The 25,945-nt window shown below is 59.8% G+C and carries 24 protein-coding genes, 1 pseudogene and 1 riboswitch; of the genes and pseudogenes, 14 read left to right on the top strand and 11 right to left on the bottom strand.

Features of this window, described 5'->3' with window-relative positions:
• The first annotated feature begins 29 nt into the window (after positions 1–29).
• The 11 genes from RTCIAT899_RS13495 to olsC all read left to right on the top strand — a co-directional run bounded on the left by RTCIAT899_RS13495 (position 30) and on the right by olsC (position 11,160).
• Positions 30–1,298, top strand: coding sequence for an ABC transporter substrate-binding protein (locus RTCIAT899_RS13495; protein WP_015340797.1), 1,269 nt, complete (start codon positions 30–32; stop codon positions 1,296–1,298).
• Positions 1,299–1,369: 71 nt separating this feature from the next.
• A complete protein-coding gene (locus RTCIAT899_RS13490; RefSeq protein WP_015340796.1) occupies positions 1,370–2,275 on the top strand; it encodes a carbohydrate ABC transporter permease in 906 nt (301 codons plus the stop codon).
• Between the two features lies 1 nt (position 2,276).
• A complete protein-coding gene (locus RTCIAT899_RS13485) occupies positions 2,277–3,152 on the top strand; it encodes a carbohydrate ABC transporter permease (protein ID WP_015340795.1) in 876 nt (291 codons plus the stop codon).
• A gap of 92 nt (positions 3,153–3,244) precedes the next feature.
• Positions 3,245–4,333, top strand: coding sequence for an ABC transporter ATP-binding protein (locus tag RTCIAT899_RS13480; protein WP_015340794.1), 1,089 nt, complete (start codon positions 3,245–3,247; stop codon positions 4,331–4,333).
• Between the two features lie 95 nt (positions 4,334–4,428).
• On the top strand, positions 4,429–4,992 hold the full coding sequence (locus RTCIAT899_RS13475) for a TetR/AcrR family transcriptional regulator (RefSeq protein ID WP_015340793.1): 564 nt from the start codon (positions 4,429–4,431) through the stop codon (positions 4,990–4,992).
• A gap of 19 nt (positions 4,993–5,011) precedes the next feature.
• The gene (locus tag RTCIAT899_RS13470; protein ID WP_015340792.1) at positions 5,012–5,353 is read left to right on the top strand and encodes an SMR family transporter; all 342 of its coding nucleotides are present in this window, start codon (positions 5,012–5,014) and stop codon (positions 5,351–5,353) included.
• 164 nt (positions 5,354–5,517) lie between these two features.
• Positions 5,518–6,303: a ThuA domain-containing protein gene (locus tag RTCIAT899_RS13465; RefSeq protein WP_015340791.1), complete on the top strand. Its 786-nt coding sequence runs from the start codon at positions 5,518–5,520 to the stop codon at positions 6,301–6,303.
• An 8-nt stretch (positions 6,304–6,311) separates the two neighbouring features.
• The gene (locus tag RTCIAT899_RS13460; RefSeq protein ID WP_015340790.1) at positions 6,312–7,355 is read left to right on the top strand and encodes a Gfo/Idh/MocA family protein; all 1,044 of its coding nucleotides are present in this window, start codon (positions 6,312–6,314) and stop codon (positions 7,353–7,355) included.
• Positions 7,356–7,413: 58 nt separating this feature from the next.
• The gene (locus RTCIAT899_RS13455; RefSeq protein ID WP_015340789.1) at positions 7,414–8,244 is read left to right on the top strand and encodes a class I SAM-dependent methyltransferase; all 831 of its coding nucleotides are present in this window, start codon (positions 7,414–7,416) and stop codon (positions 8,242–8,244) included.
• 43 nt (positions 8,245–8,287) lie between these two features.
• Positions 8,288–8,376, top strand: a riboswitch (Fluoride riboswitch).
• Between the two features lie 112 nt (positions 8,377–8,488).
• Entirely contained in the window at positions 8,489–9,856 is a 1,368-nt protein-coding gene (locus RTCIAT899_RS13450) for a voltage-gated chloride channel family protein (RefSeq protein ID WP_015340788.1), read from the top strand.
• Between the two features lie 458 nt (positions 9,857–10,314).
• A complete protein-coding gene (gene olsC, locus RTCIAT899_RS13445; RefSeq protein WP_015340787.1) occupies positions 10,315–11,160 on the top strand; it encodes an ornithine lipid ester-linked acyl 2-hydroxylase OlsC in 846 nt (281 codons plus the stop codon).
• Positions 11,161–11,270: 110 nt separating this feature from the next.
• Here the strand turns inward: olsC and RTCIAT899_RS13440 are convergent, their stop codons facing one another.
• A complete protein-coding gene (locus tag RTCIAT899_RS13440; protein WP_015340786.1) occupies positions 11,271–14,594 on the bottom strand; it encodes a thiamine pyrophosphate-dependent enzyme in 3,324 nt (1,107 codons plus the stop codon).
• Positions 14,595–14,819: 225 nt separating this feature from the next.
• Entirely contained in the window at positions 14,820–15,815 is a 996-nt protein-coding gene (gene olsE / locus RTCIAT899_RS13435) for an ornithine lipid hydroxylase OlsE (RefSeq protein WP_015340785.1), read from the bottom strand.
• 130 nt (positions 15,816–15,945) lie between these two features.
• Between olsE and aac(6') the strand changes: the two are divergent.
• A pseudogene (aac(6'), locus tag RTCIAT899_RS13430) lies at positions 15,946–16,373 on the top strand (aminoglycoside 6'-N-acetyltransferase).
• A gap of 21 nt (positions 16,374–16,394) precedes the next feature.
• Here aac(6') and RTCIAT899_RS13425 read toward each other — a convergent pair.
• Positions 16,395–17,057: a GNAT family N-acetyltransferase gene (locus RTCIAT899_RS13425; protein ID WP_015340783.1), complete on the bottom strand. Its 663-nt coding sequence runs from the start codon at positions 17,055–17,057 to the stop codon at positions 16,395–16,397.
• A gap of 29 nt (positions 17,058–17,086) precedes the next feature.
• A complete protein-coding gene (locus RTCIAT899_RS13420) occupies positions 17,087–17,770 on the bottom strand; it encodes a pyridoxamine 5'-phosphate oxidase family protein (RefSeq protein ID WP_015340782.1) in 684 nt (227 codons plus the stop codon).
• 94 nt (positions 17,771–17,864) lie between these two features.
• Between RTCIAT899_RS13420 and pdxR the strand changes: the two genes are divergently transcribed.
• On the top strand, positions 17,865–19,292 hold the full coding sequence (pdxR, locus tag RTCIAT899_RS13415) for a MocR-like pyridoxine biosynthesis transcription factor PdxR (RefSeq protein WP_015340781.1): 1,428 nt from the start codon (positions 17,865–17,867) through the stop codon (positions 19,290–19,292).
• Here the strand turns inward: pdxR and RTCIAT899_RS13410 are convergent.
• Together RTCIAT899_RS13410 and RTCIAT899_RS13405 are read right to left on the bottom strand one after the other, a co-directional pair.
• Positions 19,289–19,720, bottom strand: coding sequence for a hypothetical protein (locus RTCIAT899_RS13410; RefSeq protein WP_135488251.1), 432 nt, complete (start codon positions 19,718–19,720; stop codon positions 19,289–19,291). The two genes, pdxR and RTCIAT899_RS13410, sit on opposite strands and share 4 nt — an antisense overlap.
• Positions 19,721–19,850: 130 nt before the next feature.
• A complete protein-coding gene (locus RTCIAT899_RS13405) occupies positions 19,851–20,714 on the bottom strand; it encodes a helix-turn-helix domain-containing protein (RefSeq protein ID WP_015340780.1) in 864 nt (287 codons plus the stop codon).
• Positions 20,715–20,848: 134 nt separating this feature from the next.
• On the opposite strand from RTCIAT899_RS13405, the gene RTCIAT899_RS13400 reads away from it, so the two are divergent.
• Positions 20,849–21,784, top strand: coding sequence for a phytanoyl-CoA dioxygenase family protein (locus RTCIAT899_RS13400; protein ID WP_015340779.1), 936 nt, complete (start codon positions 20,849–20,851; stop codon positions 21,782–21,784).
• A gap of 87 nt (positions 21,785–21,871) precedes the next feature.
• On the opposite strand, the gene RTCIAT899_RS13395 is transcribed toward RTCIAT899_RS13400, so the two are convergent.
• The 5 genes from RTCIAT899_RS13395 to RTCIAT899_RS13375 form a co-directional block, all read right to left on the bottom strand.
• Positions 21,872–22,453: a histidine phosphatase family protein gene (locus RTCIAT899_RS13395; RefSeq protein WP_015340778.1), complete on the bottom strand. Its 582-nt coding sequence runs from the start codon at positions 22,451–22,453 to the stop codon at positions 21,872–21,874.
• A gap of 233 nt (positions 22,454–22,686) precedes the next feature.
• Positions 22,687–22,893 carry a hypothetical protein gene (locus RTCIAT899_RS13390; protein WP_015340777.1) on the bottom strand — a complete coding sequence of 69 codons (207 nt, stop codon included), beginning with the start codon at positions 22,891–22,893 and terminating at the stop codon, positions 22,687–22,689.
• Entirely contained in the window at positions 22,890–23,636 is a 747-nt protein-coding gene (locus tag RTCIAT899_RS13385; RefSeq protein WP_015340776.1) for a COG4280 domain-containing protein, read from the bottom strand. The genes RTCIAT899_RS13390 and RTCIAT899_RS13385 overlap by 4 nt, the downstream gene beginning before the upstream one ends.
• A 131-nt stretch (positions 23,637–23,767) precedes the next feature.
• The gene (locus tag RTCIAT899_RS13380) at positions 23,768–24,667 is read right to left on the bottom strand and encodes a MurR/RpiR family transcriptional regulator (protein ID WP_015340775.1); all 900 of its coding nucleotides are present in this window, start codon (positions 24,665–24,667) and stop codon (positions 23,768–23,770) included.
• 149 nt (positions 24,668–24,816) lie between these two features.
• The gene (locus tag RTCIAT899_RS13375; protein WP_015340774.1) at positions 24,817–25,854 is read right to left on the bottom strand and encodes an LLM class flavin-dependent oxidoreductase; all 1,038 of its coding nucleotides are present in this window, start codon (positions 25,852–25,854) and stop codon (positions 24,817–24,819) included.
• Positions 25,855–25,945: the final 91 nt, after the last annotated feature.

The raw sequence follows: 25,945 nt of genomic DNA, 5'->3' as shown, positions 1-25,945 counted from the left end.
GTCACGGTTCGCATGGTGGAGGAGAATGTATGAATATTTTTTCGAAGCTGGCGATCTCCGCCGGCATGTCGCTTCTACTTGCCGCCGGTGTGGCGCAAGCGCAGGGCAAGACATTTAACGTCTGGTGGTTCGAACTGCCGGACACTTCGCAGGCCAAGGCATGGACCAAGGCGCTCGACGAGCTGAAAGCCAAGCATCCTGACGTTACCATCAATTTCGAGCAGAAGACCTTCGAGCAATTGCAGAAGGCAGGCAGCCTCATCCTCAATTCGGATCAGGCCCCGGATGTTCTGGAGTACAACAAGGGCAACGCCACGGCTGGCCTCGTTGCCTCGCAGGGCCTGTTGACGCCGCTCGACGATCAATTCAAATCGCGCGGATGGGACAAGATTCTCAACGAAACGAATAGCCAGCTCAGCAAATACGATGGGAACGGCATCTACGGTTCCGGTCCGATTATCGGTATTCCCGTCTATGGCGAATTCGTTTCGGTTTTCTACAATATCGACATGTTCCAGGCCAATGGCGTGAAAGTGCCGACCACGCTCGACGAGTTCGAAGCTGCGCTCGACACTTTCAAGAAGAAGGGCATTACGCCGCTCGCCTATGGTACGGTGGATTCCAACGCACAGCACCTGGTCTATACGCTTGCTCTGACACAGGCTGACGACACCTGGGTCAAGAACTATCAGGGGCTGAAGGCACCGCTTGATACCAAACCCTTCCTGTTCGCCGCCCAGAAGATCGCCGACTGGGTGAGCAAGGGTTATATTTCGAAGGATTCGACCGGCCTGAAGGGTACGGGCGGCGCCGACAATCTCTTCTCGTCGGGCACAGCTCCGATGTTTGTCAGCGGCACCTGGAACAACGGCAACTTCGCGAGCTCGATCAAGAACTTCAAGTGGAGCCAGTTCATCTTCCCGACCACGAAGTACAGCGTGGGTTCGACCGGCAACCTGTTCATGGTGCCGAAGAGCGCGAAGAACAAGGATCTCTCCTACGAGTTCATCGATCTTGTTCTGAGCAAGGAAAACCAGAACCAGCAGGCCAATCTTGGTGGCGTTGCCATCGCCGCCGATCCGGCCTCAGTCACTGACGAAGTCGGCAAGCGCAACGTCGAGCTCTTCAACCAGATCTCCAGCAAGGGCGGCCTCGGCTTCTACCCGGACTGGCCGGTGCCTGGTTACTACGAACTGCTGATCCAGGCGACCACGGGTCTTGTCAACGGTTCGACCACGCCTGATCAGTTCGCGGCGCGCCTGAAGAAGGCCTACGACGACGTGCAGGCAGCGCAGTAACACCATCGGCGACAATCACAACGGCAAGACGGCTTTGATGCCGTCTTGCCGTATCGGACTGGAGGATTTCGATGGATAAGTCGAAGAGCGCCGGCAGGGCGGGGTACTATTTCTACATGATCCCCGGCGTGCTCGGGTTTGTTCTCGTCGTGCTCGTTCCGCTGATTGCCAATTTCGTCATCAGCTTCACGACATGGAAGGGCGGCGTCATTCCGCCGCGATATGTTGGCTTTGAGAATTATCAGCGGCTGCTTCACGATGCGGCTTTCTGGGGTTCCATTCAGCATACGCTGCTGTTCATCATCTCGATGACGATCGTGCCCATCATATTGGGGCTGGTGCTGGCGGCCGTGCTGTTCGACTATATCAGCGCGCAATTCAGCCAGACATGGTCGAGCTTCTTTCGCGCAGGCTTCTACCTGCCGCAGATCCTGCCGCTGACCGCAGCGGGCGTATTATGGGCGTGGATTCTCAACCCCATCGGCATCATCAATGCGGTGCTGAAGGCGATCGGCCTCGATTTCATGGCCAAGAACTGGCTCGGGGATGCCACCTATGCGCTATGGGCGGTTTCGGCCGTCATCGTCTGGGTGCAGGTGGGCTATTGCTTGGTCGTGTTCATGTCCGGATTGGCGCGCGTCGATCCTTCGCTTTACGAGGCCGCGGAGCTCGACAATGCGAGCTGGTTCGCGCGTTTCCGCGCCATCACCATTCCGATGCTGATGCCTGAAATTTTCGTCGTCGCGCTGACGACGCTGATTGCGGCGCTCAAGGTCTTCGCGCCGATCTATGTTCTGACATCGGGCGGACCGGATAATGCAACGACGGTTCCATCCTATCTGTCATACTATCATTTCTTCACGACAAACCGCGTCGGATACGCGGCAGCCATCGCGACGCTGCAGACGGTCATGACCATCATACTCGGCATCCTCTTCCTGCGTATGCAGTCGAAGCAGGCCGAAGGAGGGCATTGAGATGGCAACGGCATCCTCGATTTCCACACACATCGTTTCGACGGAACATCGCGCAAGAAGGGGTTTCGGCCGCTGGGTCGTTCTGGGCATCCTGCTGGTTTTCCTTGCAGGCACGCTGTTTCCGTTCTTTCTCGCGGCAGTCAACGCTATCAAGACGCCCTCAGACTATGCCGCCAATGGTCCGCTTGCTCTTCCGCACAGTTTCGATCTGACGGCGCTCAAGAATTTCTGGGCGACTGTCGATTTCCCCCGCAAGCTCTTCAACAGCGTTCTTATCAGCGGATGCACCGCCATTCTGGCTGTCGTTCTTAGCCTGCTGAATGCTTATGCCATCGGCATAGGCCGCGTGCGTGGCGGGCAAGGGCTTCTCGTCCTGCTGCTGATATCCATCATGGCGCCGCAGGAAGCTTTGGTCTATCCGCTCTATTATATGTCGAAGCAGGTCGGCCTGTTCGACTCGATGCTCTCGGTTATCCTGATCATCGGTGTGCTGCATACCGCATTCGGCACCTATCTTCTATCTTCGGTGATGGCGACCTTCCCACGTGAGATCATCGAGGCGGCGCAGATCGACAATGCGACGCGGTGGCAGATTCTCTTGATGGTGATCGTGCCGGTCCTGCGCCCGACACTCGCGGTGCTGGCGACCTTCTTCTTCATCTGGACGTGGAACGAATTCCTGATCCCGCTGGTATTCCTCGTTTCCAACAACAATCAGACGGTCTCGGTCGCCATGGGCGTGCTGTCGGGTGCCAATACCCAGGACCCGACGGCAATTGCCGCGGCCTCTCTGCTTGGCATAACGCCGACGATCATCTTCTTCCTGATTTTCCAACGGACCCTGACGCGCGGTGTCGCGGTCGGTGCGGTCAAATAACCAATGCGGAAGCCCCGTTCGGCGAAAGCCGCCGGGCGGGGCGCGACGAATGGCAAGTTCGATCAATTCGATTTTTCCGCAGGAGGCGTAAAGTGGCAGGTATCAATATCAAATCCCTCACCAAGCATTTCGGTGCCGTGCAGGTTCTGAACGACATCGATCTGACGATTGAGCGCGGCGAGTTCGTCGTCTTCCTCGGGGGCTCTGGCTGCGGCAAGTCGACCTTGCTGCGCATGATTGCGGGTCTCGAGACGATCACCAGCGGCGAGATCTGGATCGGCGGAAAGCGGGTCGATCAATTGCCCCCCGGCGAGCGCGGCGTGTCGATGGTCTTCCAATCCTATGCGCTCTATCCGCACATGACGGTTCGCGACAACATGTCCTTCGGCCTGAAAAATATCAAAACGCCCAAGCACGAGATTGCCAGGCGCATCGAAGAAGCCGCAAAGATCCTCGAAATGCCGCATCTCTTGGATCGCAAACCTTCGGCTCTCTCCGGCGGTCAGCGCCAGCGTGTCGCGATCGGCCGCGCCATCGTGCGAGAGCCCGACGTCTTCCTTTTCGACGAGCCGCTCTCCAACCTCGATGCCGGCCTGCGCACCCGCACGCGCGTCGAGCTGGCGCAGTTGCATGAGCGGCTGGGTGCGACGATGGTCTTCGTCACCCACGACCAGGTGGAGGCGATGACGCTCGCGGACCGTATCGTGCTCTTGAACAACAAAAAGATCGAGCAAGTGGCGACCCCAGTCGAGATCTATACCCGCCCTGCGACCCGGTACGTCGCCCAGTTCGTCGGCTCACCCGGTATGAACTTTATCAACATAGCTGGTGTTGGCGAGGCAGGCGGGCTGGCGACGGCAACGCTGCCGGACGGCTCTGTCATCAAAACGGCGGTCGCGCTCAATGGCCTTGCGAATTCCGGACTGACGCTTGGCATCCGTCCGGAGCATCTGGTCGTTACATCGGCGGAGAAGGGCGATATCGGCGGTCAGGTCGAGACCATCGAACGTTTGGGCGACCGTTCGCTCGTTCACGTCCGGCTCAAGGACGGCTCGAAGATCATCGGCACGGATCCCGGCATGACGACGATCACGACCGGCTCGCCGATCGCCTTCACTGTCGATGCAACGAAGGTCAGCATCTTCGATGAGAATGATGCCGCCCATCATTCCGTAAACTAAGGAGGGAGGACACAAAGATCAGCCATTTTCGATAAGCTTCAGAGGCGATCAAGTAGGTCGTTGACGAAACCGTCCAACTGGTATGTTATGCCACCATGTCCACTGCGCACCATAGAAAGAAGCAGCCATTGTTTGTCCGCCAGCAGTTGCTGGAGGTCGCGGCGCGTCTTGCTTCCGAAAAGGGGATGACGGCGGTGACGCTGGATGCCGTTTCCGGCGCCTCCGGTGTCAGCAAGGGTGGATTGCTGCATCACTTCCCAAGCAAGCACATGCTGCTGGAAGCGCTGTTTGACAGCCTGCTGGAGCGGCTGGATGCTGCGATCGAGGAAGCGATGCGCGCCGATCCGCTGCCGCATGGCCGCTTTACCCGCGCTTATCTGCATGCCTGTCTGGCGCTGCGGGACCAGCCGCAGGGCGCCAAGGATTGGGCACAGGTGACGATGGTGCTGCTCACCGAACCGCAATTGCGGCAGCGGTGGCACGAGTGGGTGCGCGAGCGCAGCGAGGAATATGTCGGTACGGACTCCTCGGTGGATGCGGCAATCGTCAGGTTGGCGGCCGACGGGATATGGCTTGCCGACCTGCTCGGCAGCCACGAGTTGGACGAGAGCGCCCGCCAAAGGCTGATCGACCGGTTGATCGGGCTGACGCAGCTCTAACCTTATCGGAGACAATGGAATGGCGAACGCATCGATCTATGCAATGCTGTTGGTTGCGATCGTGCTGGAAGTGATCGGCACGACGGCGTTGCAGATGTCTCAGCAGTTCACCCGCCTCGGCCCGACAGTGGTTTTGGTGATCTGCTATACGGCCGCCTTCTATTGTCTTTCGGTGACATTGCGGGTCATCCCGGTGGGCATCGCCTATGCTATCTGGAGCGCGCTCGGCATCGTGCTGATTTCGATGGTGGGGGTCGTGCTTTTCCGCCAGAAACTCGACCTTGCTGCCGTCATCGGTCTGGGTCTGATCATTGCCGGCGTGCTCGTCGTCAATCTCTTTTCAAAATCCGTGTCGCACTGAAAACACAGGTGTTGTCTATGGTCGTTTTTGTCTTTGTCAAATTCGCGGGGAGGCTTTATTTCTTGCCCCGAACGGACTGATGAAGGCTTGAAGTACGGCGCTTTCCCAAAGCGCTTTGGATCGCATAACCCACTCAATTTCAATGGTATAAGAGGAGTGCCGTAATGACTATTCGTGCCGTCGTTTGGGGCGAGAACATTCATGAGCAGACAAACAAGGTCGTCGCCGAGATCTATCCGGAAGGCATGCACAATACCATCGCCAAGGCGCTGAATGCCGATGCGGGTATCGAGGCGACCACGGCAACGCTGCAGGAGCCGGAGCACGGTCTCAGCGAAGCCCGTCTGAAGGATACTGACGTCCTGTTATGGTGGGGTCACAAGGACCATGGCGCCGTCAAGGACGAAATCGTCGAGCGCGTGGCAAGGCGCGTGTGGGAAGGCATGGGCCTCATCGTCCTGCATTCCGGCCATTTCTCCAAGATCTTCAAGCGGCTGATGGGAACGCCCTGCGCGCTGAAGTGGCGCGAAGCCGGCGAGCGCGAGCGCCTGTGGGTCATCAATCCGCGTCACCCGATCGCAGCCGGCCTCGGCGAGCATTTCGAGCTTGAAAACGAGGAAATGTACGGCGAACAGTTTTCCGTTCCGGAGCCGCTGGAAACCGTGTTCATCTCCTGGTTCCAGGGTGGCGAGGTCTTCCGGTCGGGCATGACCTGGCGCCGCGGCGCCGGCAACATCTTCTATTTCCGTCCAGGCCACGAGACCTATCCGACCTACCACAACGACACCGTTCAGAAGGTCCTGATCAATTCCGTGAAGTGGGCCCACAACCCGCTCGGCACTCAGGCCAGCATCCATGATGCGCCGAACGTGCCGGTCGAAAAGGCACTGGAGCCGATCGTCGAACGTGGCCCGAAACTGCACCAGGCCGGCGAAGCCGGTTATCGCTGAGGTATCAGATGCGTCTCATAGTAGTTGGCACGGGCGGCATGGCGAAGAACCATGTGGAGCATTTCGCCCGCATTCCTGGCGTCGAAATCATCGGCGCCGTCGATACGGATGCGACGAGGCTCACCGCCTTCTGCGACACGTTCGATATCAAGAAGCGCTTCTCGTCGCTCGACGAGGCGCTCACCTGGGGCGAGTTCGATGCGGCGACGAATGTCACGCCCGACAAGGCGCACCATCCGACGACCCTGCCGCTGCTTGCCGCCGGCAAGCATGTTCTGTGCGAGAAGCCGCTTGCGGAGAATTACGAAAAGGCGCTCGAGATGACGGAAGCTGCCGAAAGGGCAGGGGTCGTCAACATGGTCAACCTGACCTATCGCAATGTCGCGCAGCTGCAGAAGGCGCGCGAGATGGTGATCTCAGGCGAGATCGGCACGGTCAAGCATGTGGAGGCGTCCTACCTCCAGAGTTGGCTCGTGTCCAAGGCCTGGGGTGACTGGCGCAGCGAATCCAAGTGGCTGTGGCGTCTGTCGACCGGTCATGGCTCGAACGGCGTTCTCGGCGATATCGGCATCCATATCCTCGATTTCGCCGCCTATGGCGCCGCGACCGATATCGATCACGTTTTTGCCCGTCTCAAGACCTTCGCCAAGGCGCCGGGCGAGCGCATCGGCGAATATACGCTCGATGCGAATGACAGCTTCTCGATGTCGGTCGATTTCGCCAACGGCGCGCTTGGCGTCGTGCATGCGAGCCGCTGGGCGACGGGACATTTGAACGAGCTGAAGCTCCGCATCTATGGCGAGCGCGGCGGCCTGGAAGTGAACCATAGCCCGAACGGTTCCGAACTGCGGGGTTGCCTGGGCGATGATACGGAAACGGCGACCTGGCGTGTTCTTGAAGTGCCTCCGGTGCCGACCAACTACCAGCGCTTCGCCGAGGCTGTGATGACCGGCAGCAGCCAGGACCCAAGCTTCCGCCACGCAGCCAACTTGCAGCGCGTGCTGGATCTTGCCATGGTGACGGAAGTTGAACGGCGCGAACTGAAGGTCTGATGCTGTAGTACTTTATATGCAATAGACCATCTTCGGGCCAAGCCTTGGGAGTGCATGCATGTCTACCGAGGAAAAAGTGGCCAGCCACTATACGCACGGATCGCTGGAAACGGCGATCCTGCAAACGCTTGCGGCCGACGGCAAGGATATCGACAATCTTCGCATCCGCGATCTGGCTGATATCGATGAATTCCATCTCGGGCGACACGCGGCGACGGTGGATTTCGCGAGGGATCTGGATCTTTCCGCCGGCCTGCGCCTCGCCGATATCGGCTCCGGGCTCGGCGGGCCTGCCCGCCATTTTGCAGACTCTTACGGATGCATCGTGTCGGGCGTCGATCTCACCGAAGAATTCGTTCAGGTCGCTAATTCGCTGACGGTTCGCTGTGGTCTGGCGGACCAAGTCGCCTTCCGGCAGGGCAGCGCCTTGGCATTGCCCTTCGAGAGCGGCAGTTTCGATCGGGCGACGCTCATTCACGTTGGCATGAATATAGAGGACAAGGCGAGGCTGTTTTCCGAGGTCAGGCGCATTCTCAAGCCGGGCGGCCGTTTCGGTCTCTATGAAATCATGCAGATGCGTGACGGCACGCTCCCCTTTCCCATGCCCTGGGCTATGGAGCAGGAGACGAGCTTCGTCCGCAGCCCCGATGTCTATCGCCATCTGCTCGCCGAAGCCGGCTTCACGGTTGAGCTTGAGCAGGACCGCAGTGCTCTCGTAATCCGGCTGGCGCATGAAGCGCGCGCCAGGGCCGCTGCGGCGGGCGAGGTGCGAGACCAGGGTGTCCGTACGCTGATGGGACCGCGGGCCGGCGAGCGCATGAGCAACGTCAACGTGTCGGTCGAGGGCGGCCTGCTTGCGCCGATCGAGATGATTGCCCGGGCGGTGTGACGGCTGCTGCCCGTTGACAGCCGCGGGCCTGTTTCTGTATGGAAAATACAACGGTAATGGATTTCTGCCGGGCTATGGTGGCCGAACCGCTGCTCTGATTTTTCCAGAGAAGCTGATGACTCCTACTCAATACGCCTGAAAGGCGAAGGAGTAGAGTCATGCCTGTTATCTTACCGTTATCCCACTGTTTCTTATTCACTGTCTCGGGAAGACCGTATGCTGGCTTCGCGGGAGGGGCAAACTGATGTCCGTATCCGCCTATTTTCATCATCGTTTTCAGCAATTCCGCAGCCTGTTCAAATGGATCGTTCTCGTGGTGCCGATGGCTGTGGTCGTCGGCTCGCTCTGCGCGCTATTCCTCTGGAGCCTGGACAAGGCGACAGCCGCGCGCTTCGATCATCCCTGGCTGATCTTTCTTATGCCCGTTGCCGGTTTCCTGATGGTGCTGGTCTACCAGCACTTCGGTCGGGGTTCGGAGGGCGGCAACAATCTGATCGTCGACCAGATCCATGAACCCGGTGGCGGCGTGCCGCTGCGCATGGCGCCCTTCATCCTGGTATCGACGGTTCTGACGCATCTGGTCGGTGGCTCGGCGGGACGCGAAGGGACGGCGGTGCAGCTTGGCGGCAGCGTTGCCAGCGCCTTTGCGAGAGTTTCCCGGCTCGGCCATGGCGAGATCCGCATTCTCCTCATGGCAGGCATTGCCGCCGGCTTCGGTGCGGTCTTCGGCACACCGATCGCTGGCGCCGTCTTTGCTCTCGAAGTGCTGACGATCGGGCGCATGCAATATGAGGCGCTGATCCCGAGCCTCGCTGCGGCAATCGCGGCCGACTGGACCTGCCATGCCTGGGGCATCGAGCATATTCATTACCACATCGGCTATCTCACCGGCATTCCGGCCAGCACCTTCCATCTCGATGCGCTGCTGCTCGCCAAGGTCGGACTTGCCGGCGTCATCTTCGGCTTGGCCGCACGTTGCTTCAGCGAGCTCTCGCATGCTGCGTCGGCGGCGTTCAAACGGTTCTGCGCCTACGCGCCGTTGCGGCCGGTCATCGCCAGCGCGGTCCTGATCGGTCTCGTTTACCTGCTCGGCACCCGGCAATATCTCGGGCTTGGCGTCTGGTCGCCCAACCCAGACGATGCGACGATCCTCGGCTTCTTCGATCCCGCCCGTGTCGATTACTGGAGTTGGCTCTGGAAGGCGGTCTTCACCATTGTAACGCTGAGCGCCGGCTTCAAGGGCGGCGAGGTGACGCCCTTGTTCTTCATCGGTGCCGCGCTCGGCAATGCGCTTGCCGCCATTTTCGGAGCGCCGGCCGATCTTTTTGCCGCGTTGGGCTTTGTCGCCGTTTTTGCTGGCGCGACCAATACGCCGCTTGCCTGCATGATCATGGGCATCGAGCTCTTCGGCGCGACGCACACGGTCTACCTCGCTGTCGCGTGCTTCCTTGCCTATATCTGCAGCGGCCATACCAGCATCTATCTGTCCCAGCGGCTCGGCATCGCCAAAAGTGCTTCCGATAATATCCCAGCCGACACGCCGATTCGCCATATTCGCGAACACCGTGTGAAGAAGCGGCGGGGAAATGCCAATAAGGCCGAAGAGGTTTGATGCAAGGACGGCTGGCGGTTGTCGTTCTCCCTCTGGGAGCGCGGCCAATGGATGCCAGCCACCGCCTAGTTCGGCCTGTCCGTTTTCCTGTCGATCGACGCTCCGATGGCAGGACTTGCAATTGTCCGGCTAATAATTCAGGCTCAAACGGCATAGTGATTGGAGATCGGCAGATTTCGCCGCATTTTTGCCGATTCTGAGGTGAATCCCTCTCGAGAATCGCGGAGATTTATTCCACGGCAAACCACCGCTCGTTGCGAACGGACTCTCTTGCGAAATTCGACTAATCAACTCATATAATCGCCTATTAAGATCACCGCATAACACAAGGAGTCGGGCGTCGATCAGGATAAGCACCGGCAAAGCATTCCCAATGACAAGCCTGTTCTCGCTCCGGGATTCGCATGCGGATTCCCCGGGCAACTTCCTCCCGGACCGCACCGCCCCAAAAGACAGACATGACGGAGAGTCCCTTGAGCGCACCTGCTCCCACTTCCAACCAATCTCCTGCTCCGGAACAGACCTTCGGCACGGCCGGTATCGCGCCGATGGATCGCCCGAGCGCCATGACGCGCTTCTTCATGAGCATCGTTGCCTGGGCCGAAAGCCTCAATCTGAAATATGCCAAGCTCGGCAATCCGCCGGTCTATGACACCGCGACTTTCCCCTGGGCGGCCGAGATCGAGAAAGATTATCCGGCCATCCGCGCCGAGCTCGAAAAGGTTCTGCTGCGCCAGAGCGAGCTGCCGACTTTCCAGGACATCTCCACCGACGTGAAGACCATTTCCACCGACACCCGCTGGAAGACCTTCTTCCTCCTCGGTTTCGGCGTGAAATCCGAGCAGAACATCAAGGCGTGCCCGAATACCTGGGCGGCCGTGCAGAAGATTCCGGGGCTGACGACGGCGATGTTCTCGATCTTCGAGCCGGGCAAGCATCTTCCCGCGCATCGCGGCCCCTATAATGGCGTGCTGCGCCTGCATCTCGGCCTCATCGTGCCGGAGCCGAATGACAAGCTTGCCATCCGCGTCGACAATCAGGTTTGCCACTGGCAGGAAGGCAAGGCGCTGATTTTCGACGACGCCTATGAGCACGAAGCCTGGAACCACACCGACAAGACCCGCGTGGTGCTTTTCGTCGATTTCGTCAAACCGCTGAAATCCCCGGCCCGTTTCGTCAACTGGGCCTTGATGAACCTGGCGATCTTCACGCCCTTCATCAAGGAAGGTCTCGATAATCACAAGGAATGGGAAAAGAAGTTCTACGCCGAAGCCGAGGCGTTCAGAAACCGCCCGAAGCCCTGATCGCATCGACTGGTTAGCTTCATAAACCCCGGTCTCTCTGAGGGAGGCCGGGGTTTTGTTTTATTCAGTCACGCGCAGCCGCAGGGAGGGGTCCAGAGAGTGAACCCTGCCTACTTCACCGTTCGTACGATTGCAGCGCCTGCCGTCATGCCGCCACCGAAGGCCACGAGACCGAGGTTGAGTGGCTCGGAGCGCTCATTGGCGACATGCAGCATGGCGAGCGGAATGCTTGACGAGCTGGTGTTGCCATAGGTTTCAATGACGCTGAGGGCCGGGCGGCCGCTGCGCTTGGCGATCGTATCGATGATGCGCTGGTTGGCCTGGTGCGGCACCAGAAGATCGAGGTTGGCAAGCTCGATGCCGGCATCGACACAGGCGTTTTCAATCGAGCGGGTCATCGAATGTACGGCTTCGGTGAAGACCGAGCGGCCGTTCATGGCAATGACGCCATCGTCCGGCAGCGGAACATAGAGCAGGTCGCCCGGCTCCGGACGGCCGCTGACGATCGGACGGCTTGCGGTGAAGAGCGGATTGCGCGCCATATCGCGGCTGGTCACGAGGCTGGCGGTCGCGGCGTCGCCGAAGAGGATCGCGGTGGAGAAATCATTCATGTCGAGCAGCGGCGACAAGACTTCCGAGGTGATAATGAGCACCTTGGCGTCGTTCTGCTGGGCAATGAAATCATAGGCTTGCTGCAGCGCGTAGAGATAGCCGGAGCAGGCCGCACCCATGTCATAGGCCGCCAGCGAAGGCCGCACGCCGTCTTCGGCGACGGCAACCGCCACGCGGCTTGCGAGCGACGGCGTGGCGATGTCGGGCGTGCCGGTGGCGGCGATCACCAGATCGACATCGTGGATCGACATCTTGTTCTGCTTGAGGAGATCGCGCGCGGCCTTCGTGGCAAGGCTCAACGTGCCTTCGTCCGGTCCGATCCAGAAGCGGCTCTTGATGCCCGTCAGCGCGAGGATTTCGTCGGCCCGGCGGTTCGGCCAATTGTGGATGATTTCTTCGTTGGTGACGCGGCGGGCGCCGGTCGCGATGCCAATGCCATTGATGACGACTTCCGAGAAGCTGCCGGTATGGCGGCGCAGCGCCGGGATGACATGCGACTTCAAGCGCCGCAGCACGAATTTGTTTTGGATTTCAGAGGCGAGCGCGAAGTTCTGCTCGCTCAGATCGCGATTGGCGTCGACGGTCAGCAGCGGACTGTCGGTCGCGATCTGGTCGCCGACCTTGGCGAAGACTTCCTGCACGACGCCGCCGATATTGGCGCAGATCTCGACCGAGGCTTTCGTCGCCTCGACGACGGCCACCAGCTGGCCGACTTCGATCTTGTCGCCGGGCTTCACGAGCATATCGGTCACGAGGACGTTCTCGTCGGCGGGGCCGGAGCCGATCGCCTTGATCGCTGCCGTCGGGCCGCTGTCATCCTCTTCGTGCCAGGTTACCTCGCATTCGAGAACCTCTGCCATCAGGTCCACCAGCTTGCGATAAGACGGCAGGGTCTCGAGCTGATTGCGGAAATTGAAGGGAATGTGAGCGTCCGAGCGGGCGAGCCTGCGCACGACGACCGGGACATCGGTCTTTTCGGTGACGGTCGCGATGATTTCCGCGCCCATGCCGACGGTACGATTGTCTTCATGCACGACGATCAGGCGGCGGGTGCGCCGCGCGCTCGCCAGCACTTCCTTCTCGTCCCAGGGCGAGATCGAGCGCAGATCGATCACCTCGACGGAGAAGCCCTGAGCCTCGAAAGCGCTGGCGGCATTGGCGCAGAGCGAAACGGTGTTGCCGTAGCTGACGAGGGTAATGTCGCGACCGCGGGTAACATGGCGCGACAGGCCGGGATGGACGAAATGCTTGTGCAGATCCTCGGAGGTACGGCCGTCGGAATTGTTGAGCACGGCCTTCGGATAGAGGAAGACCGTCGGACGTCGCGACTCGAAGGCGGCATTCAGCAGACCGGCGGCATCCCCGGCGCTGGAGGGCATGACGACATCGATACCGGGCGTATGCGCCAGCATTCCCTCGAAGCTCTGGGCGTGGAAGGGGCCGAGACCGGGCTTGTAGCCGCCGCAGCTCACCATCAGGATGACGGGTGCTTCCCAGGCGCCATTGCTGCGCCAGAACATGCTGCCCATTTCCGAGACGATCTGGTTATAGGCAAGCGGCAGGAAATCTGCGAACTGCAGGAAGGCGACAGGGCGCTGGCCGGCCAATGCGCGGCCGACGGCGGTGCCGACGATTGTCGATTCGGTGAGGGCGGCGTTGCGCACGCGGTCGGGATATTTCGTGCTGAGGCCGCGAGTGACGCCGAAAACGTCGCCCTTCGGATCCTCGATATCCTGGCCGAACAGGACGACCTCGGGATTTGCGGCCAGCTGCTTGTCGAGAACGACATTCAGCGCCTCGCGCATCGTCAGTGTCGATGCGTTCTCGTTGCCGCGATATTCCGCCTTGCCATTGAACGATGCGGGGTAGGGAGTCTTGGCTTCCGGCTCCACCTTCGGAGCGTCTTCCTTGCGGGCAAGGGCGGCTTCCGCTTGCACTTCCGCAATCAGTTCCTGTTCGATCTTCTGCAGCGCATCGGCGTCGACACCGGCTTTGTGCAGCATTGCCCGCAGGTTCGGCAGCGGATCGCGCGAAGAGCCTGCCTCGATTTCGAGCAGGGTGCGGTAGGTCTTCTGATCGTCGGCGTTGGTATGATCGGAAAGGCGCTCGACGTTCAAAAGCACGATGCTGGGCGTGCGGTTGTTGCGGCTATGGCGCACGGCCTTGTGGAAGGCGTCGCGCGATGCGGCGAGATCGTCGCCATCCGTGCGGATGATATCTATGCCGTAGAAAGAGGAGGCGGGGCCGGTAGGCAGGTCGAAGAAGGTCTGCTTGCCGGTGCGTGTCGAGATGGAGAAGCTGTTGTCCTCGATGACGAAGACGACAGGATATTGGCTGCGCACGGCTTCGGCGACGGCTTCGAGGAATTCGCCCTGCTGCGTGGTGCCGTCGCCGGCGCAACAGATGGCGATCGGCATTCCCGGCTTGTGCTTCAGGGATGCTGCGACGCCGACGGCATGCAGAGCATTGTTGCCGACTGGTCCGACGATCGATGTGATATTGAGGGCGCGGGAGGAAAGATGCGCGCTCATCTGCCGGCCGGCGGAATGGGAATTGGCTGTCGCAAGCAGGCTGGAGAAGAACTCACGAATGGGCATGCCGCGCGCCAGCATCAGGGCTTTGTCGCGATAATGCAGATGCAGCCAGTCGTCGTCCTGAAGGAATTCGTTGAGAAGCGCCGTGGACTCGTGTCCGGCGCCGGAAACATGGAAATGTGCTATGCCCTGCTTGATGAATTCTCGCTCAAGACGGTCTATTTCTCTGGAAACGAAAAATATTCTGTGAAGTTGCTTGAGGTATTCTGTTGTAAACCTCCCTTCCATCTCAATGATTTTCCTAATCTTTCGTCTAAAACCGCTGAAGGGACCTAGGTAGACCCCTAGGCTGCCTTTTTCAATACACGTTAAATGACAATATTTTCTCGGTTTGAAACGGAAATAGGTGAATTGTCAGGCTGCAAATTTTCGCGATGTTTCTATCCATGGCCACGCGCCCGTAAACGCACCCGTCGGCGCGCCGCGCGATTGGCACGTTTATCGAAAGCGATCCTAGCCTGATTTGCGGATTTTAGCGTTGGCGTTCCGCCTTGCCGCAGCGGCCTTTGCGGCCTGTTCTTCCTGAAGGATCAATTCCTTCGGCTTCTTGCCGATGATCTCCTTGCGGCCTTTCCTGGAGAAGGGCTGCGCAAGCTGGGCGAGGAAGCCCTTGGCGACCTTGCCGGTGATGCCGATATCCGTGGAGGAGGGGCGCGGCGGGTTATGGAAGGTGCCGAGAAGCTGATCCCAGATCACGAGGTTTTCCCCATAATTCGTATTGCCTTCGGCAAGCACCTTGGAATGATGCCAGCGATGCAGGCGGGGAGTCGAGAATATGAGATCGAGCGGGCCGGTGCGCATGTCGACATTGCAATGCGTCAAGAGGCCAATGAAGGCCGTGACCGCGCCGATCCAGAGGAAGACCGGCAACGGCGCACCGAGCAAATAAAGCGGGATCTGGCCGAGCGCGATCTTGAAGAGCGTATCGATGAAGTGGAAACGGCCGGTGTTGATGACCCAAAGGCGCCCGACGCTGTGGTGAAGGGCATGGAAGCGCCAGAGCGACAGATGCTCATGCGCCAGGCGATGCGCCATATAGAGGCCGAACTCGGCGATAACGAGGCCGAGCACCACCTGGAACGCCATAGGCCATTGATCCGGCCAGAAGTGAGAATGGTAGCTGAGCGCGGGCTGCGCGACGGTCGCAACCGCCATCGGAAAGGAGGTGCCGATCGCGGCGGCGATCTGCACACCACCCTTGGTCAGCAGCGTGTGGGCGATATCGTTGAAGGTCTCGCCATCGCGCTTCTGCCAAGTCTTCTCGTAAGGCATCAGCCGCTCGAAGAGGGCGATGATGGCTACCGTCGAAAGATAGACGACATTGAACCAGAGAAGATGCATATCCGACCGGAAGGCGAAATAGGCTCCCGTTAGTCCAGCGCATAGGATGGCTGGCCACAACAGGGAGGAAACAGCAGCGTAAAGACGCGAACTGCTTTGAAATATCATTCCATCGTCCTCAGATTCTGATCGGCGAAATAGCGCGTGAATATGCGCGATATGTAGCGCGATGATTGTGGAGTCGAAAGCGAAATTTTTCCATTGGCCGGCAACAGGCAGTTGGATAGGAGATCGAGACATGCGCATAGAGCAGGCGGCAGACGAACATCTGGAGGCATGGGCGCGGTTGCGCTTCGAGCTTTGGCCCCATAGTTCGCTCGAACATCATCGGGCAGAACTGGCGCAATTTCGCGTTGATGAAAATGCTTCTGCGTTTGTCGCGATCGATTCTGCCGGTCATGTCGTCGGTTTTGCCGAAGCGACATTGCGGCACGATTACGTCAATGGCTGCGAGACTTCGCCGGTCCTGTTCCTAGAGGGCATCTATGTGCGCCCCGAAGATCGGCGCGGGCGCTTTGCGAGGCTGTCGCCGCATGGGGGCTGGAGGCTGGCTGCACTGAGTTTGCCTCGGATGCACTGATCGACAATCTTGCGAGCCATGCCTTTCATGCCGCGCTCGGTTTCGTCGAAACCAGGCGCGTGGTCTACTTCCGAAAGCTGCTTTAGGCCGGAGCTAGAGGACTGTGCCTAGCCGAATGTCAATTTCGTCTTCTGCTGGCCAGCCTCGTCGAAATTCTCCGGGCTCAGCCAGCGCTCGTAGCCGGCCTTAAGGCGGGGCCAGTCGGCATCGATCATGGCGAACCAGGCGGTGTCGCGGTTCTGGCCCTTGGCGACCATGTGCTGTCGGAAAATGCCTTCGTAAACGAAGCCGAAGCGTTCGGCTGCCCGCTTCGAAGGTTCATTGAGGCTGTTGCACTTCCATTCGAAGCGGCGATAGCCGAGCGTGTCGAAGACGTAGGATGCAAACAGATAGAGCGTTTCGGTCGTCACGCGGCTGCGGGCGATTGCAGGTCCCCACAGGATGCTGCCGATCTCGATGACGCCATGCGCGTTGTCGATGCGCATCAATGCCTGCCGGCCCTCGGCGCGTCCGGTCCGCTTGTCGATCGTCGCGAAGAAGAGCGGATCGGCGCTGGATGCGGCTTTCTCGAGCCAGGGCGAAAAGGCGGCGCGATCGGCCGGCGCATCCTCGAAAAGATAGCGAAAGCGATCTTCCGCGCCGGGTGCGCGGGCCGAGGCAAGGAGATCGTCGCCATGACGGGCCGCGTCAAGCGGCTCAATCCGGGTGTAGCGACCTTCAAGGGTGATGCGCTCGGGGCGGGCGACGCCCTTCCAATTCGTCAGATCCATATCAAAGTCCTTTGGTCATCAAATGTAGTTCAGCGAAGCCGGCCGGATTGTATCAGGTCTGCTAGGGATTGTGGCAGTTCCATTCCGTCGGGCAGGCCAGGGGCGGGCTGTGGTGATACCAGGCGGCTTTCGATGGGCAGGACGCCAGCCCAGACGGGATGATCCGCCTCGTCCACATCGCCCGGCGGCCCATTGCGGATCTTGGCAGAGGCCTCTTCGATTTTCATCCGCATGACCGAAGTCGCCTTGACCTCCTGCTTGGTCATCGATCTGAGGCTATCCCAGCGGCCGGGAAACAGGTCTTCGATCAGGCGGCGCAGTGCATCGTTTTTTTCCTCGATATCGTCGACGAGATGGGCCGTGCCGAAAACCATGGCCGAGCGATAGTTGACGGAATGGTTGAAGGCCGAGCGGGCAAGCACATAGCCGTCGATGATGCTGCAGGTCAGACACACCTGCATGTCTTCGGCAGCGCGCAGGAAGCGGCTGGCGGACGAGCCGTGCCAATAGACGTAATCGCCTTCGCGCCAGTGCAGGGTCGGCGTCACATAGGGCGCACCGTCGATGACATAGCCGACGTGACAGAGCGAGGAGACATCCAGAATGGCGTGCACATCGGCATGGGCGTGGCTGCCGCGCTTCGGGCTGCGCCGCACGCGGGTGCGCTCGGTGGTCGGGTAGGTGCCGGTATCAGGCGGATAGTGATCGGCCATGTCTTCCTCACAGATCGGGCGTTGATCTCTGCCAGCAAAGAGGTAGGCTATAAACAGCCAGTTTTTTGATTTTTAGCAGACCAGTTGAGGTTTCATGACATCGGTGGCGCAGTGGCCGGCACTGGACCGGTCTTCGGGCGATCTGGAGGGGCAAGTCTACCGCCTGATGCGCGATCGTATCCTGCGCGGACAGATGCCGGCAGGGCAGCGCGTGCCGTCGACGCGGGTAATGGCCGTCTCGTTCGGCGTTGCGCGCTCGACCGTGGTCAACGCCTATGATCGGCTCAAGGCGGAAGGCTATCTTCACTCGACATCTGGCGCGGCGACACGCGTCGCGGCATTCCCGACGACGCCATTATCGGGGCAGGCTGCACCACCGCCGCCAAATCTGCCGCGCGTCACGGAATTCAAAAGGGGAGGATTGTTCGAGCCGGGGTTGCCCGATGTCTCGACCTTCCCCCATGCCGCCTGGGCGCGCTGTCTCGGTGCTCGCGGCCGATCGCTGCGGGTGCATGATCTCGGCTACAGCGATCATGGCGGCATTCGCGAGTTGCGCGAGGCGATACTCGAACACGTCTCGGCGACGCGTGGCGTGGTCGCCCGGCCCGAGCAGATCGTGATCGTGCCGTCGACGGGTGCTGCAATCGGGCTGCTAGCGAGCGTGTTGCTTCAGCCCGATCATCCAGGCGACATCGTTTGGATGGAGGACCCGGGCTATGCCAGCGCGCAGGCGATCCTTCGGATGGCCGGGGCCAGCCTCGTGCCGGTGCCTTGCAATGCCGAGGGCATCGATATCGCGCAAGGGACCGGGCCATCGCCGCGTCTGATCTATGTCACGCCCTCGCATCAATATCCGACCGGCGTGACCATGAGCCTACAGCGTCGTCTTGCGTTGCTCGAATTCGCTCGCGCCAATGGCGCGATCGTGCTGGAAGACGACTATGACAGCGAGTTCCAATATGCGTCGCGCCCGATCGCCGCCCTGCAGGGCATCGATCACGGCGAAGTGGTCGCCTATATCGGCACCTTTTCGAAGACTCTCGCGCCCGGTCTACGCGTCGCTTACGCCGTCATTCCCTCGCGGCTTCTGGCGGCGACCGAAGCGGCCCAGCGGCTGAGAGGCGCCGTCGTGCCCGTTCATATGCAGGCGGCCTTGGCCGATTTCATGCGTGAGGGGCGGTTTCGTGCGCATTTGCGACATATGAACGGCATTTATGCGGAGCGCATGGCAGCAACCGTCGAGGCGCTTCGGCGCCATTGCGGCGATTGGCTCGATGTGGGCGAGGGGGCAGGCGGATTGCAAGTGGCGAGCTGGTTCCGGGATGCGGGCATCGATGACCAGGCGGCAGTGCAGAGGATCAACGCCGAGGGTTTTGCCTTGCGCGCCATGTCCTCCCTGTATCTCGGTCCGTCGCGGTCGGGCCTGCTCTTCGGCATCGCGCGCATGCTACCCGAGGCGGCGGGCGCGGCCGCGGCGAGGCTCGCCAGCGCAATACCATCGATCAAAAACGGCGATGATTAGGATTTGGGTTTGATCTTTCCATTGTCGGCAGCAATGCCAGCAGTGGCCTTGGTAGATGTACATGCGTACCGAACTTCATATTGCGGTTCGACGACGAGGAATGTGCTGGTTGCTGTGCAGGCGCGACCTCGTAAGGCTAACCATTCTATCGCCGCGTCCTGATAGACACCTTCGGGTGTTCGTGTGTCTGCTATTCCGAGTGTTAGACCTTGGCCTATGCCTTGGGCTGACGCGTCCCCAAAGCCGAGCGTTATCATCATGCGATTTTCGGTAGGCTTGTCGAATATCCTAAAGGTCTTCTTTGTGGTGGGGCTAATCCAGGTCTCTACTTTAACGCCAGAATAATTCTTCATCGCGTAATCCATCCCCGCACAACCGATAAGAATTGCGGGCAATGACACTACGACTAGTAATACCTTGAATTTCATGATCTTCTCCAAAACCGTCAGGTAAAAGACATCAATTCTTCGCGTAAAAGTCGAGTGGTGGAATGATCTAAAATGGCCATCTTTGTGCAGAACCATCAGAATTTCCACAGCTCTTAACATTGTTGCGGGGTTACCGCCTGAGGAACATCGTCCGATATTCGCGCGGTGTCATGCCTTTCAGCGCCTTGAACTGCCTGTTGAAATTGGCAAGCGAGAGATAGCCGACGGCATCGCTGATATGGTGGATCGCCTGGTCGGTAGAGGAGAGGCGGGCGCAGGCGTCGCCGATGCGCATGCGCATGAGATAGTCCGATATCGTTCCGCCGGTATGGCGGCGAAACATGCGGTGCAGGCCGGAGACGCTGAGTGCCGCGATATCGGCCAGTTCATCGAGGCTGATCGCGCGGGCATAGTGAAGATGCATATGCGTCAGCACGCGGTCGATGCGCTCGCGGCTTTCCTTCAGATCGGGTGCTTGCGCCGGCGCGCTTGCGAGCGGCGTCGCCTGCCGATCCTCCGCGACCCTCACCAGAATGCCGAACAAAGCCAGAAGGCGTTCGACGGGCGGCTTTTCGAAAATGGTTTCGAAGGCGGGGCGGACGGCGGCCGAGGTCGTCTGCGAAAAGCGAAGGCCGTTGTCTCCACGCTGCAGCATCGCTTCGATCGATCGGAATTCGACGGCGCCGCCTGTTATCTGCAAAAGCCAATCGCGATTGAACCAGAGAACCAAGGCGATATGCGGCTTTTCTTCTTCGATCTTGGCGCGCGAAACCCAGCTGTGCGGCAGGTTGGGGCCGACGAGAACGAGATCGCCGTCGTCATAGTCGCCACTATGATCGCCGATGAAGCGCTGGCCGATGGAATTCAGCGTCAGCGTCAGTTCGAATTCCGGATGGTGGTGCCATTGGAACGGAATGCAGTCGTCAAGCCGGCGGTTCAGCATGCTCCAGGATGCCTCCGGCGAACGGGGCAAAACTTCGAGATAGGGCCTCATGGGGCGTCCATATCATAGTAGAAGCCAGAATAGTATCAGAATTGGCCAGAGCCAGGCAACATGAGCGCGAGCTTCGACGCTACAAGTTTCCCGTCACCCGAAAGCAAAAGGGGTAGCCAAGATGGAGGAAACTTATGCAGCCTGCCTTGAAACGAGACGCGCACCCGACCGCATCAGCGGTCACGACGCAACTGAAGGATATCCAGAAGACATTGCCGCTGAGGGTGCTGTCGAAGGATGATTGGCAGCATTGGATCACCAGGGGTTATGTGATCGTGCGGCAGGCTGTGCCGGCTGTCAATGTCGAGCGGCTTGTCGAGCTTTTGTGGCGTTTTGACGAGAAGGATCCGAACGACCCTTCTACCTGGTATGCGCCGCAGCGGCGCGAGCACAAGATGAAGGAACTCAACAATACCGGCATGCTGGAGATCTACAATCACCAATACCTCTGGGACAACCGGATGGAAAAGCGGATCTATGATGTCTTCGTCGACATCTGGGATCGGGAGGATCTCTGGGTCACGATCGATCGCGCCAATCTCAATCCGCCGAAGAAGGTGAAGGGCAACCCAAATGGCTTCATTCATTGGGATGTCGACACCTCGATCCGTCCGCTGCCGATCGGCGTCCAGGGTGTTTTGAGCCTGAAGAAGCAGGATGGCGATGTCGGCGGATTCCAGTGCGTGCCGGAACTCTTCGAGCATTTCGAGGAATGGGAAAAGACGCAGCCGGCCGATCGCGATCCCATGCATCCCGACATGATAGGTCTCTCGGTCGTCAACATCGACATGGAGCCGGGCGACCTGATGATCTTCAACTCGCTGCTCGCCCACGGCGTCCGTCCCAACCATTCGGACAACCGCGTTCGCATGGCGCAGTATATCTCCATGCACCCGGCGGAATACGACAATGTCGCCGAGCGCGAGGAACGTATTCGTCTGTGGAAGGAACTGGATTCCCCGAAGCGCGACGCCTTTCCCGGCGATCCCCGTGAATGGGAAAAGCACAATGCCATGACGGCCAAATTGACGCCACTCGGTGAGAAGCTGCTGGGTCTCAAGCGCTGGTGAGCGGCCGCGACTAACCTCTCAAAAAATATCGAGCGGCTTGTGGCCGCTCGATTCGGTTATGCCGATGCGAGGATCAGTGCGCGGCCGTCAGATTTCGTTCCAGCGGCGGATGACCGGCTCGGTCAGGTCGTGCTCATAACCAAGCACGCTGATGCTCGTGGTATCGAGAACCAGATGCGCGCCGCCTTCCGACGGCAGGCCGACCCAGCGGGCGGCGAAGACGCGCAGGAAATGGGCGCTGGAGAAGATCAGGACGGAGCCGTTGATACCGCGAAGTTCGCCGATGATCCGGTCGGCACGGGCGCCGACATCGGCGGCAGATTCGCCGTTCGGGCAGCCGTCGCGAAAGACCTGCCAGCCGGGGCGTTCGGCAAGGATCGCCTTCGTGGTGATGCCCTCATAGGCGCCATAATCCCACTCCGCCAAATCGTCCTTGACGACGCGGCGGTCGCCGAAGCCGGCAAGCGCGCAGGTATTCTGAGCGCGCTGCGAGGGGCTCGACCAGACGGCGGCGAAATCGATGGCGGGCAGGCGACCGGTGAGCTTGCGGGCGGCCTCTTCGCCAGCAGCGGTCAGGGGAATATCGGTCCGGCCGGTATGCCTGCCGGAGAGGCTCCACTCCGTCTGTCCGTGGCGTACCAGATAGACTTCGGGATAGGCGCTGCTCATGCCGTTTCTCCTTTTCGCTACAGCACCGGCCTGAAAATCGGGACCGCTTTTCGGAAAGCCTGATGCGTAGATTCAAACATTTAGAGCGTCCATTGTGCGTCCGTACGGACGCACGGCGTTCTCGTGTGTGAAATTCTTCGCATCTGCGAAGGGTTCTGTCGAGAGTTGAGGCTGTTCGGTAAGTGTCGCGACAACCCTCTGCAAATCCAAGCTCTTGCAGAGAGTTGTGAATCTCATCGTTTCACGGCGCGGCGGACGCTGTAGAGCAGAATGGCGAGGCAGCCGATCAGCAGGAGAAGGCCACCTGCGAGCGGTGGCAAGGCGAGAAACTCCACCGCTCCGGCAATGACGAGAATGAGGATGAGGCAGAGGGTGGCGAGACTGCCATCATCGATGAACATGCCGACGAGCTCGGAGAGGGCGATGCGAAGCACGGTCATTGGGCTGCCTTTGCTGTTGGGTTGCCGCGCATGGCGCGGATGATGGCGTAGGAGGCAAGCGAGACGATCGCGAAGATGGCGATCAGCGCGAGATCCTCGCCCGGCCAATGCGCGCCGATGCCTTCACCCGTCCAGAAGATGCCGAAGCTTGTCAGCATGAGGCCAACGGCGAATTTCAGGGTATTTTCGGGCACGGTCGAGAGCGGGCGATGGACCAGCAGCCCGATCAGCATGACCAGCACGAAGGCGGCAAGGGCGCCGAGGCCGGCATAGAGCGTGAGGCCATGGGCACCGCCGACGGCAATCACGATGAATACCACTTCGACACCTTCGAGCAGCACCGCCTTGAACGCGGCAAGGCCGGCGAGATAATCGGCCCGGCGATCGGTTGACTGCGCCTGCAGGGCGGCCGTCTCCTTCGAGAAGGCCGCTTCCTCGTCGTGCAGGGCGATGACGCCGAGCGAGCGGAGGATGGCTTTTCGCAGCCAGCGCATGCCGAAGAGGATCAGCAGAACGCCGACGACGAATTGCAGCGTCTCAATCGGGATCAGCGCCAGCAGCGGTCCGAAGATGAGGACGAGGACGGCCAGCACTGCAAGGGCGAGCGCGGCACCCGTGAGGGCCGGGCGCCAGCTTCGCGTGACGCCGACGGCAAGGACGATAGTGAAGGCTTCCACGACTTCGACAAAGGAGCCGAGGAAAGATGCCGTCACGGTGGAGAGAATGGGCGTGAGGCTGTTCATGAATTGATTCCCGAATGACGGTTAGGGCTTTGAATGCGAATGGTATTTTCCGGATAATTATTCTTCATGTCTTGGATGAGCCGAGGCTTGGCCAAATGCCGATATTGCGTGCTCGCTACACTTCGGCGTCGTCACTTGCGTTTCCTCGTGCCGCGCTTGCTCCATGTCTTGTCGATGGCGCCGCGCAGCTGGCTGAGCCGGTCAAGGCTGTCGATGGCGACGTCCTTCCCCTTGGCGGCGAGTGCGACGATCAGGGATTCGACCAGCACCATCGTGCCCGCATGCATGGCGAGGTGGCCGGCATTGCCGCGCGGCACTGGTAGGACTTCAGCCACCTTGCCGGCAAGCGATAGGCCGAGATCGTCGCTGATCAAAATGACGGGAATGCCATGTTTACCGGCCTGCTCGAGCAGCACATCGACTTCGCGGTAGAGTGGCGCATAGGCGATCATCAGCACCACGTCACCCTTGCCGATCCAGAGCAGGCGATCGGCGAGCGCGATGCCGGAGGCCGAGAGCGCACTGGTCGGCAGGCCGATGCGATTGAACTGCAGGCTGGCATAGTCCGCAATGGCGCCCGAGGGGCCGATGCCGAAGACATGACGTCGCTCTGCCTTTGCAAGAATATCGACACAGCGTTCGAAGCTTGCGGCGAATTCCTCGCGCAGCAGAACCTCCAAAGCCTGCTCGTGTATCCGGATAACATGGTGAAGCGCGTCGCTGGCCTGGCTGCCGGTTTCAGCCAGTGTGCGTTGCATCCGCGTTCCAGGAGATGGCGTACCGGTCAGCTCCTCAAGCAGGGCGGCCCGCAGCGTCGACAGGCTTTCGAAGCCGAGGTTGCGCGCCGTGCGGACGACCGTGGCGTCGCTGGTACCGGCGAGTTGTGCGATCTGGGCGGCCGAATTCAACAGAACAGCCTGCTTCTGATCGACGAAAAAGCGGGCGATGCGCTGCTCTGCGGGTGCAAGTGTCTCGATCACATTGAGAACGCGGTCTTCGAAAGTGCGAGGGTTCTGCGTCGTTTCTGCCATCGGATATCTTCTGTAGTAAATGCTACCAATTATATTTCTGTAGCATCTGCTGCAAAAGAATGACAGCGCAAAACAATAGGCGCTTCGCTGTATTGCAAAGCGCCCTTTTTTGATCGCGTTGTAGAGCAAGCGCAGAGAGCTTGCTGCGACTATTCCGCCAAAGCTGCGCGCACGGCCGGGATCACCTTTCGGCCGTAGAGTTCGATACAACGCAGCATCTTTTCATGGCCGAGTGCGCCGGCGCTGTATTTCAGCTGGAAGCGGCTGATGCCGAGTGTCTTGACCACTGGAGCTAGCTTGGCGGCGACCGTTTCCGGCGAGCCGACATAGAGGGAACCCTTTTCGATCTCATTGTCGAACTCAGCGCGTGTCATGGGCGGCCAGCCGCGCTCGCGGCCGATGCGGTCGCGCATCGCCTTGTAGCAAGGCCACAGTTCCTCGCGCGCCTGTTCGTCCGTTTCGGCGATATAGCCCGGCGAATGGATACCGATCGGCTGCACGGGCTTGCCGAGCTGCTCATAGGCGCGGTGATAGAGGTCGACATAGGGCTGGAAGCGATAGGGGCTTCCGCCGATGATCGCCAGCATCAGCGGCAGATCGTAGTGAGCGGCGCGCACTACCGATTCCGGGCTGCCGCCGACGCCGATCCAGGTCTTCAGCTGGCCGCTTTCGATGGTCGGGAAGACCTTCTGGTTGCGCAGCGGCGGGCGGATGCTGCCCTCCCAGTTTACAGGCTCGTTTTTAAGGAGAGCTGCGAACAGATCCAGCTTTTCCTCGAAGAGCTGCTCGTATTGCGACAGCTCGAAGCCGAACAGCGGGAAGGATTCCGTAAACGAGCCGCGGCCGAGAATGACCTCGGCCCGACCGTTCGAAACAGCGTTCAGGCTGGAGAAGCGCTGGAACACGCGGATCGGGTCATCCGAGCTCAGTACCGTTACCGCCGAACCGAGATGGATTTTCGATGTGCGGCTGGCAATAGCGGCCAGGATCGTTTCGGGCGAGGAGACCGCGAAATCCTCGCGGTGATGCTCGCCGATGCCGAAGAAGTCTATTCCGAACTGGTCGGCCAGTACGCCTTCCTCGACGACATTGCGCAGCACCTGTGCATGCGGCAGCGGCGCGCCGTTGCCATCGAATGTGACGTCGCCGAAAGTATCCAGGCCGAATTCGACATTGTTTGTCGTCATGATTTTTCCTGTCATGTGTCGAAATGATAATGTTGAGACAGCATGTAGTGTCGCTCCCGACCATCCACTACCCGGAAAGTTTCGGCTGAAA

The organism is Rhizobium tropici CIAT 899 (genome assembly GCF_000330885.1).
In the GTDB taxonomy this organism is placed as follows: Bacteria; Pseudomonadota; Alphaproteobacteria; order Rhizobiales; family Rhizobiaceae; genus Rhizobium; species Rhizobium tropici.
Note: the sequence above shows the minus strand (reverse complement) of the source record. Positions and strands in the feature narration are given on the sequence as shown.

Coding starts and splice junctions, on each gene's coding strand:
- RTCIAT899_RS13495 (WP_015340797.1), top strand. CDS start 30: ATGAATATTTTTTCGAAGCTGGCGATCTCCGCCGGCATGTCGCTTCTA.
- RTCIAT899_RS13490 (WP_015340796.1), top strand. CDS start 1,370: ATGGATAAGTCGAAGAGCGCCGGCAGGGCGGGGTACTATTTCTACATG.
- RTCIAT899_RS13485 (WP_015340795.1), top strand. CDS start 2,277: ATGGCAACGGCATCCTCGATTTCCACACACATCGTTTCGACGGAACAT.
- RTCIAT899_RS13475 (WP_015340793.1), top strand. CDS start 4,429: ATGTCCACTGCGCACCATAGAAAGAAGCAGCCATTGTTTGTCCGCCAG.
- RTCIAT899_RS13470 (WP_015340792.1), top strand. CDS start 5,012: ATGGCGAACGCATCGATCTATGCAATGCTGTTGGTTGCGATCGTGCTG.
- RTCIAT899_RS13465 (WP_015340791.1), top strand. CDS start 5,518: ATGACTATTCGTGCCGTCGTTTGGGGCGAGAACATTCATGAGCAGACA.
- RTCIAT899_RS13460 (WP_015340790.1), top strand. CDS start 6,312: ATGCGTCTCATAGTAGTTGGCACGGGCGGCATGGCGAAGAACCATGTG.
- RTCIAT899_RS13455 (WP_015340789.1), top strand. CDS start 7,414: ATGTCTACCGAGGAAAAAGTGGCCAGCCACTATACGCACGGATCGCTG.
- RTCIAT899_RS13450 (WP_015340788.1), top strand. CDS start 8,489: ATGTCCGTATCCGCCTATTTTCATCATCGTTTTCAGCAATTCCGCAGC.
- olsC (WP_015340787.1), top strand. CDS start 10,315: ATGACGGAGAGTCCCTTGAGCGCACCTGCTCCCACTTCCAACCAATCT.
- RTCIAT899_RS13440 (WP_015340786.1), bottom strand. CDS start 14,594: ATGGAAGGGAGGTTTACAACAGAATACCTCAAGCAACTTCACAGAATA.
- olsE (WP_015340785.1), bottom strand. CDS start 15,815: ATGATATTTCAAAGCAGTTCGCGTCTTTACGCTGCTGTTTCCTCCCTG.
- RTCIAT899_RS13425 (WP_015340783.1), bottom strand. CDS start 17,057: ATGGATCTGACGAATTGGAAGGGCGTCGCCCGCCCCGAGCGCATCACC.
- RTCIAT899_RS13420 (WP_015340782.1), bottom strand. CDS start 17,770: ATGGCCGATCACTATCCGCCTGATACCGGCACCTACCCGACCACCGAG.
- pdxR (WP_015340781.1), top strand. CDS start 17,865: ATGACATCGGTGGCGCAGTGGCCGGCACTGGACCGGTCTTCGGGCGAT.
- RTCIAT899_RS13410 (WP_135488251.1), bottom strand. CDS start 19,720: ATGAAATTCAAGGTATTACTAGTCGTAGTGTCATTGCCCGCAATTCTT.
- RTCIAT899_RS13405 (WP_015340780.1), bottom strand. CDS start 20,714: ATGAGGCCCTATCTCGAAGTTTTGCCCCGTTCGCCGGAGGCATCCTGG.
- RTCIAT899_RS13400 (WP_015340779.1), top strand. CDS start 20,849: ATGCAGCCTGCCTTGAAACGAGACGCGCACCCGACCGCATCAGCGGTC.
- RTCIAT899_RS13395 (WP_015340778.1), bottom strand. CDS start 22,453: ATGAGCAGCGCCTATCCCGAAGTCTATCTGGTACGCCACGGACAGACG.
- RTCIAT899_RS13390 (WP_015340777.1), bottom strand. CDS start 22,893: ATGACCGTGCTTCGCATCGCCCTCTCCGAGCTCGTCGGCATGTTCATC.
- RTCIAT899_RS13385 (WP_015340776.1), bottom strand. CDS start 23,636: ATGAACAGCCTCACGCCCATTCTCTCCACCGTGACGGCATCTTTCCTC.
- RTCIAT899_RS13380 (WP_015340775.1), bottom strand. CDS start 24,667: ATGGCAGAAACGACGCAGAACCCTCGCACTTTCGAAGACCGCGTTCTC.
- RTCIAT899_RS13375 (WP_015340774.1), bottom strand. CDS start 25,854: ATGACGACAAACAATGTCGAATTCGGCCTGGATACTTTCGGCGACGTC.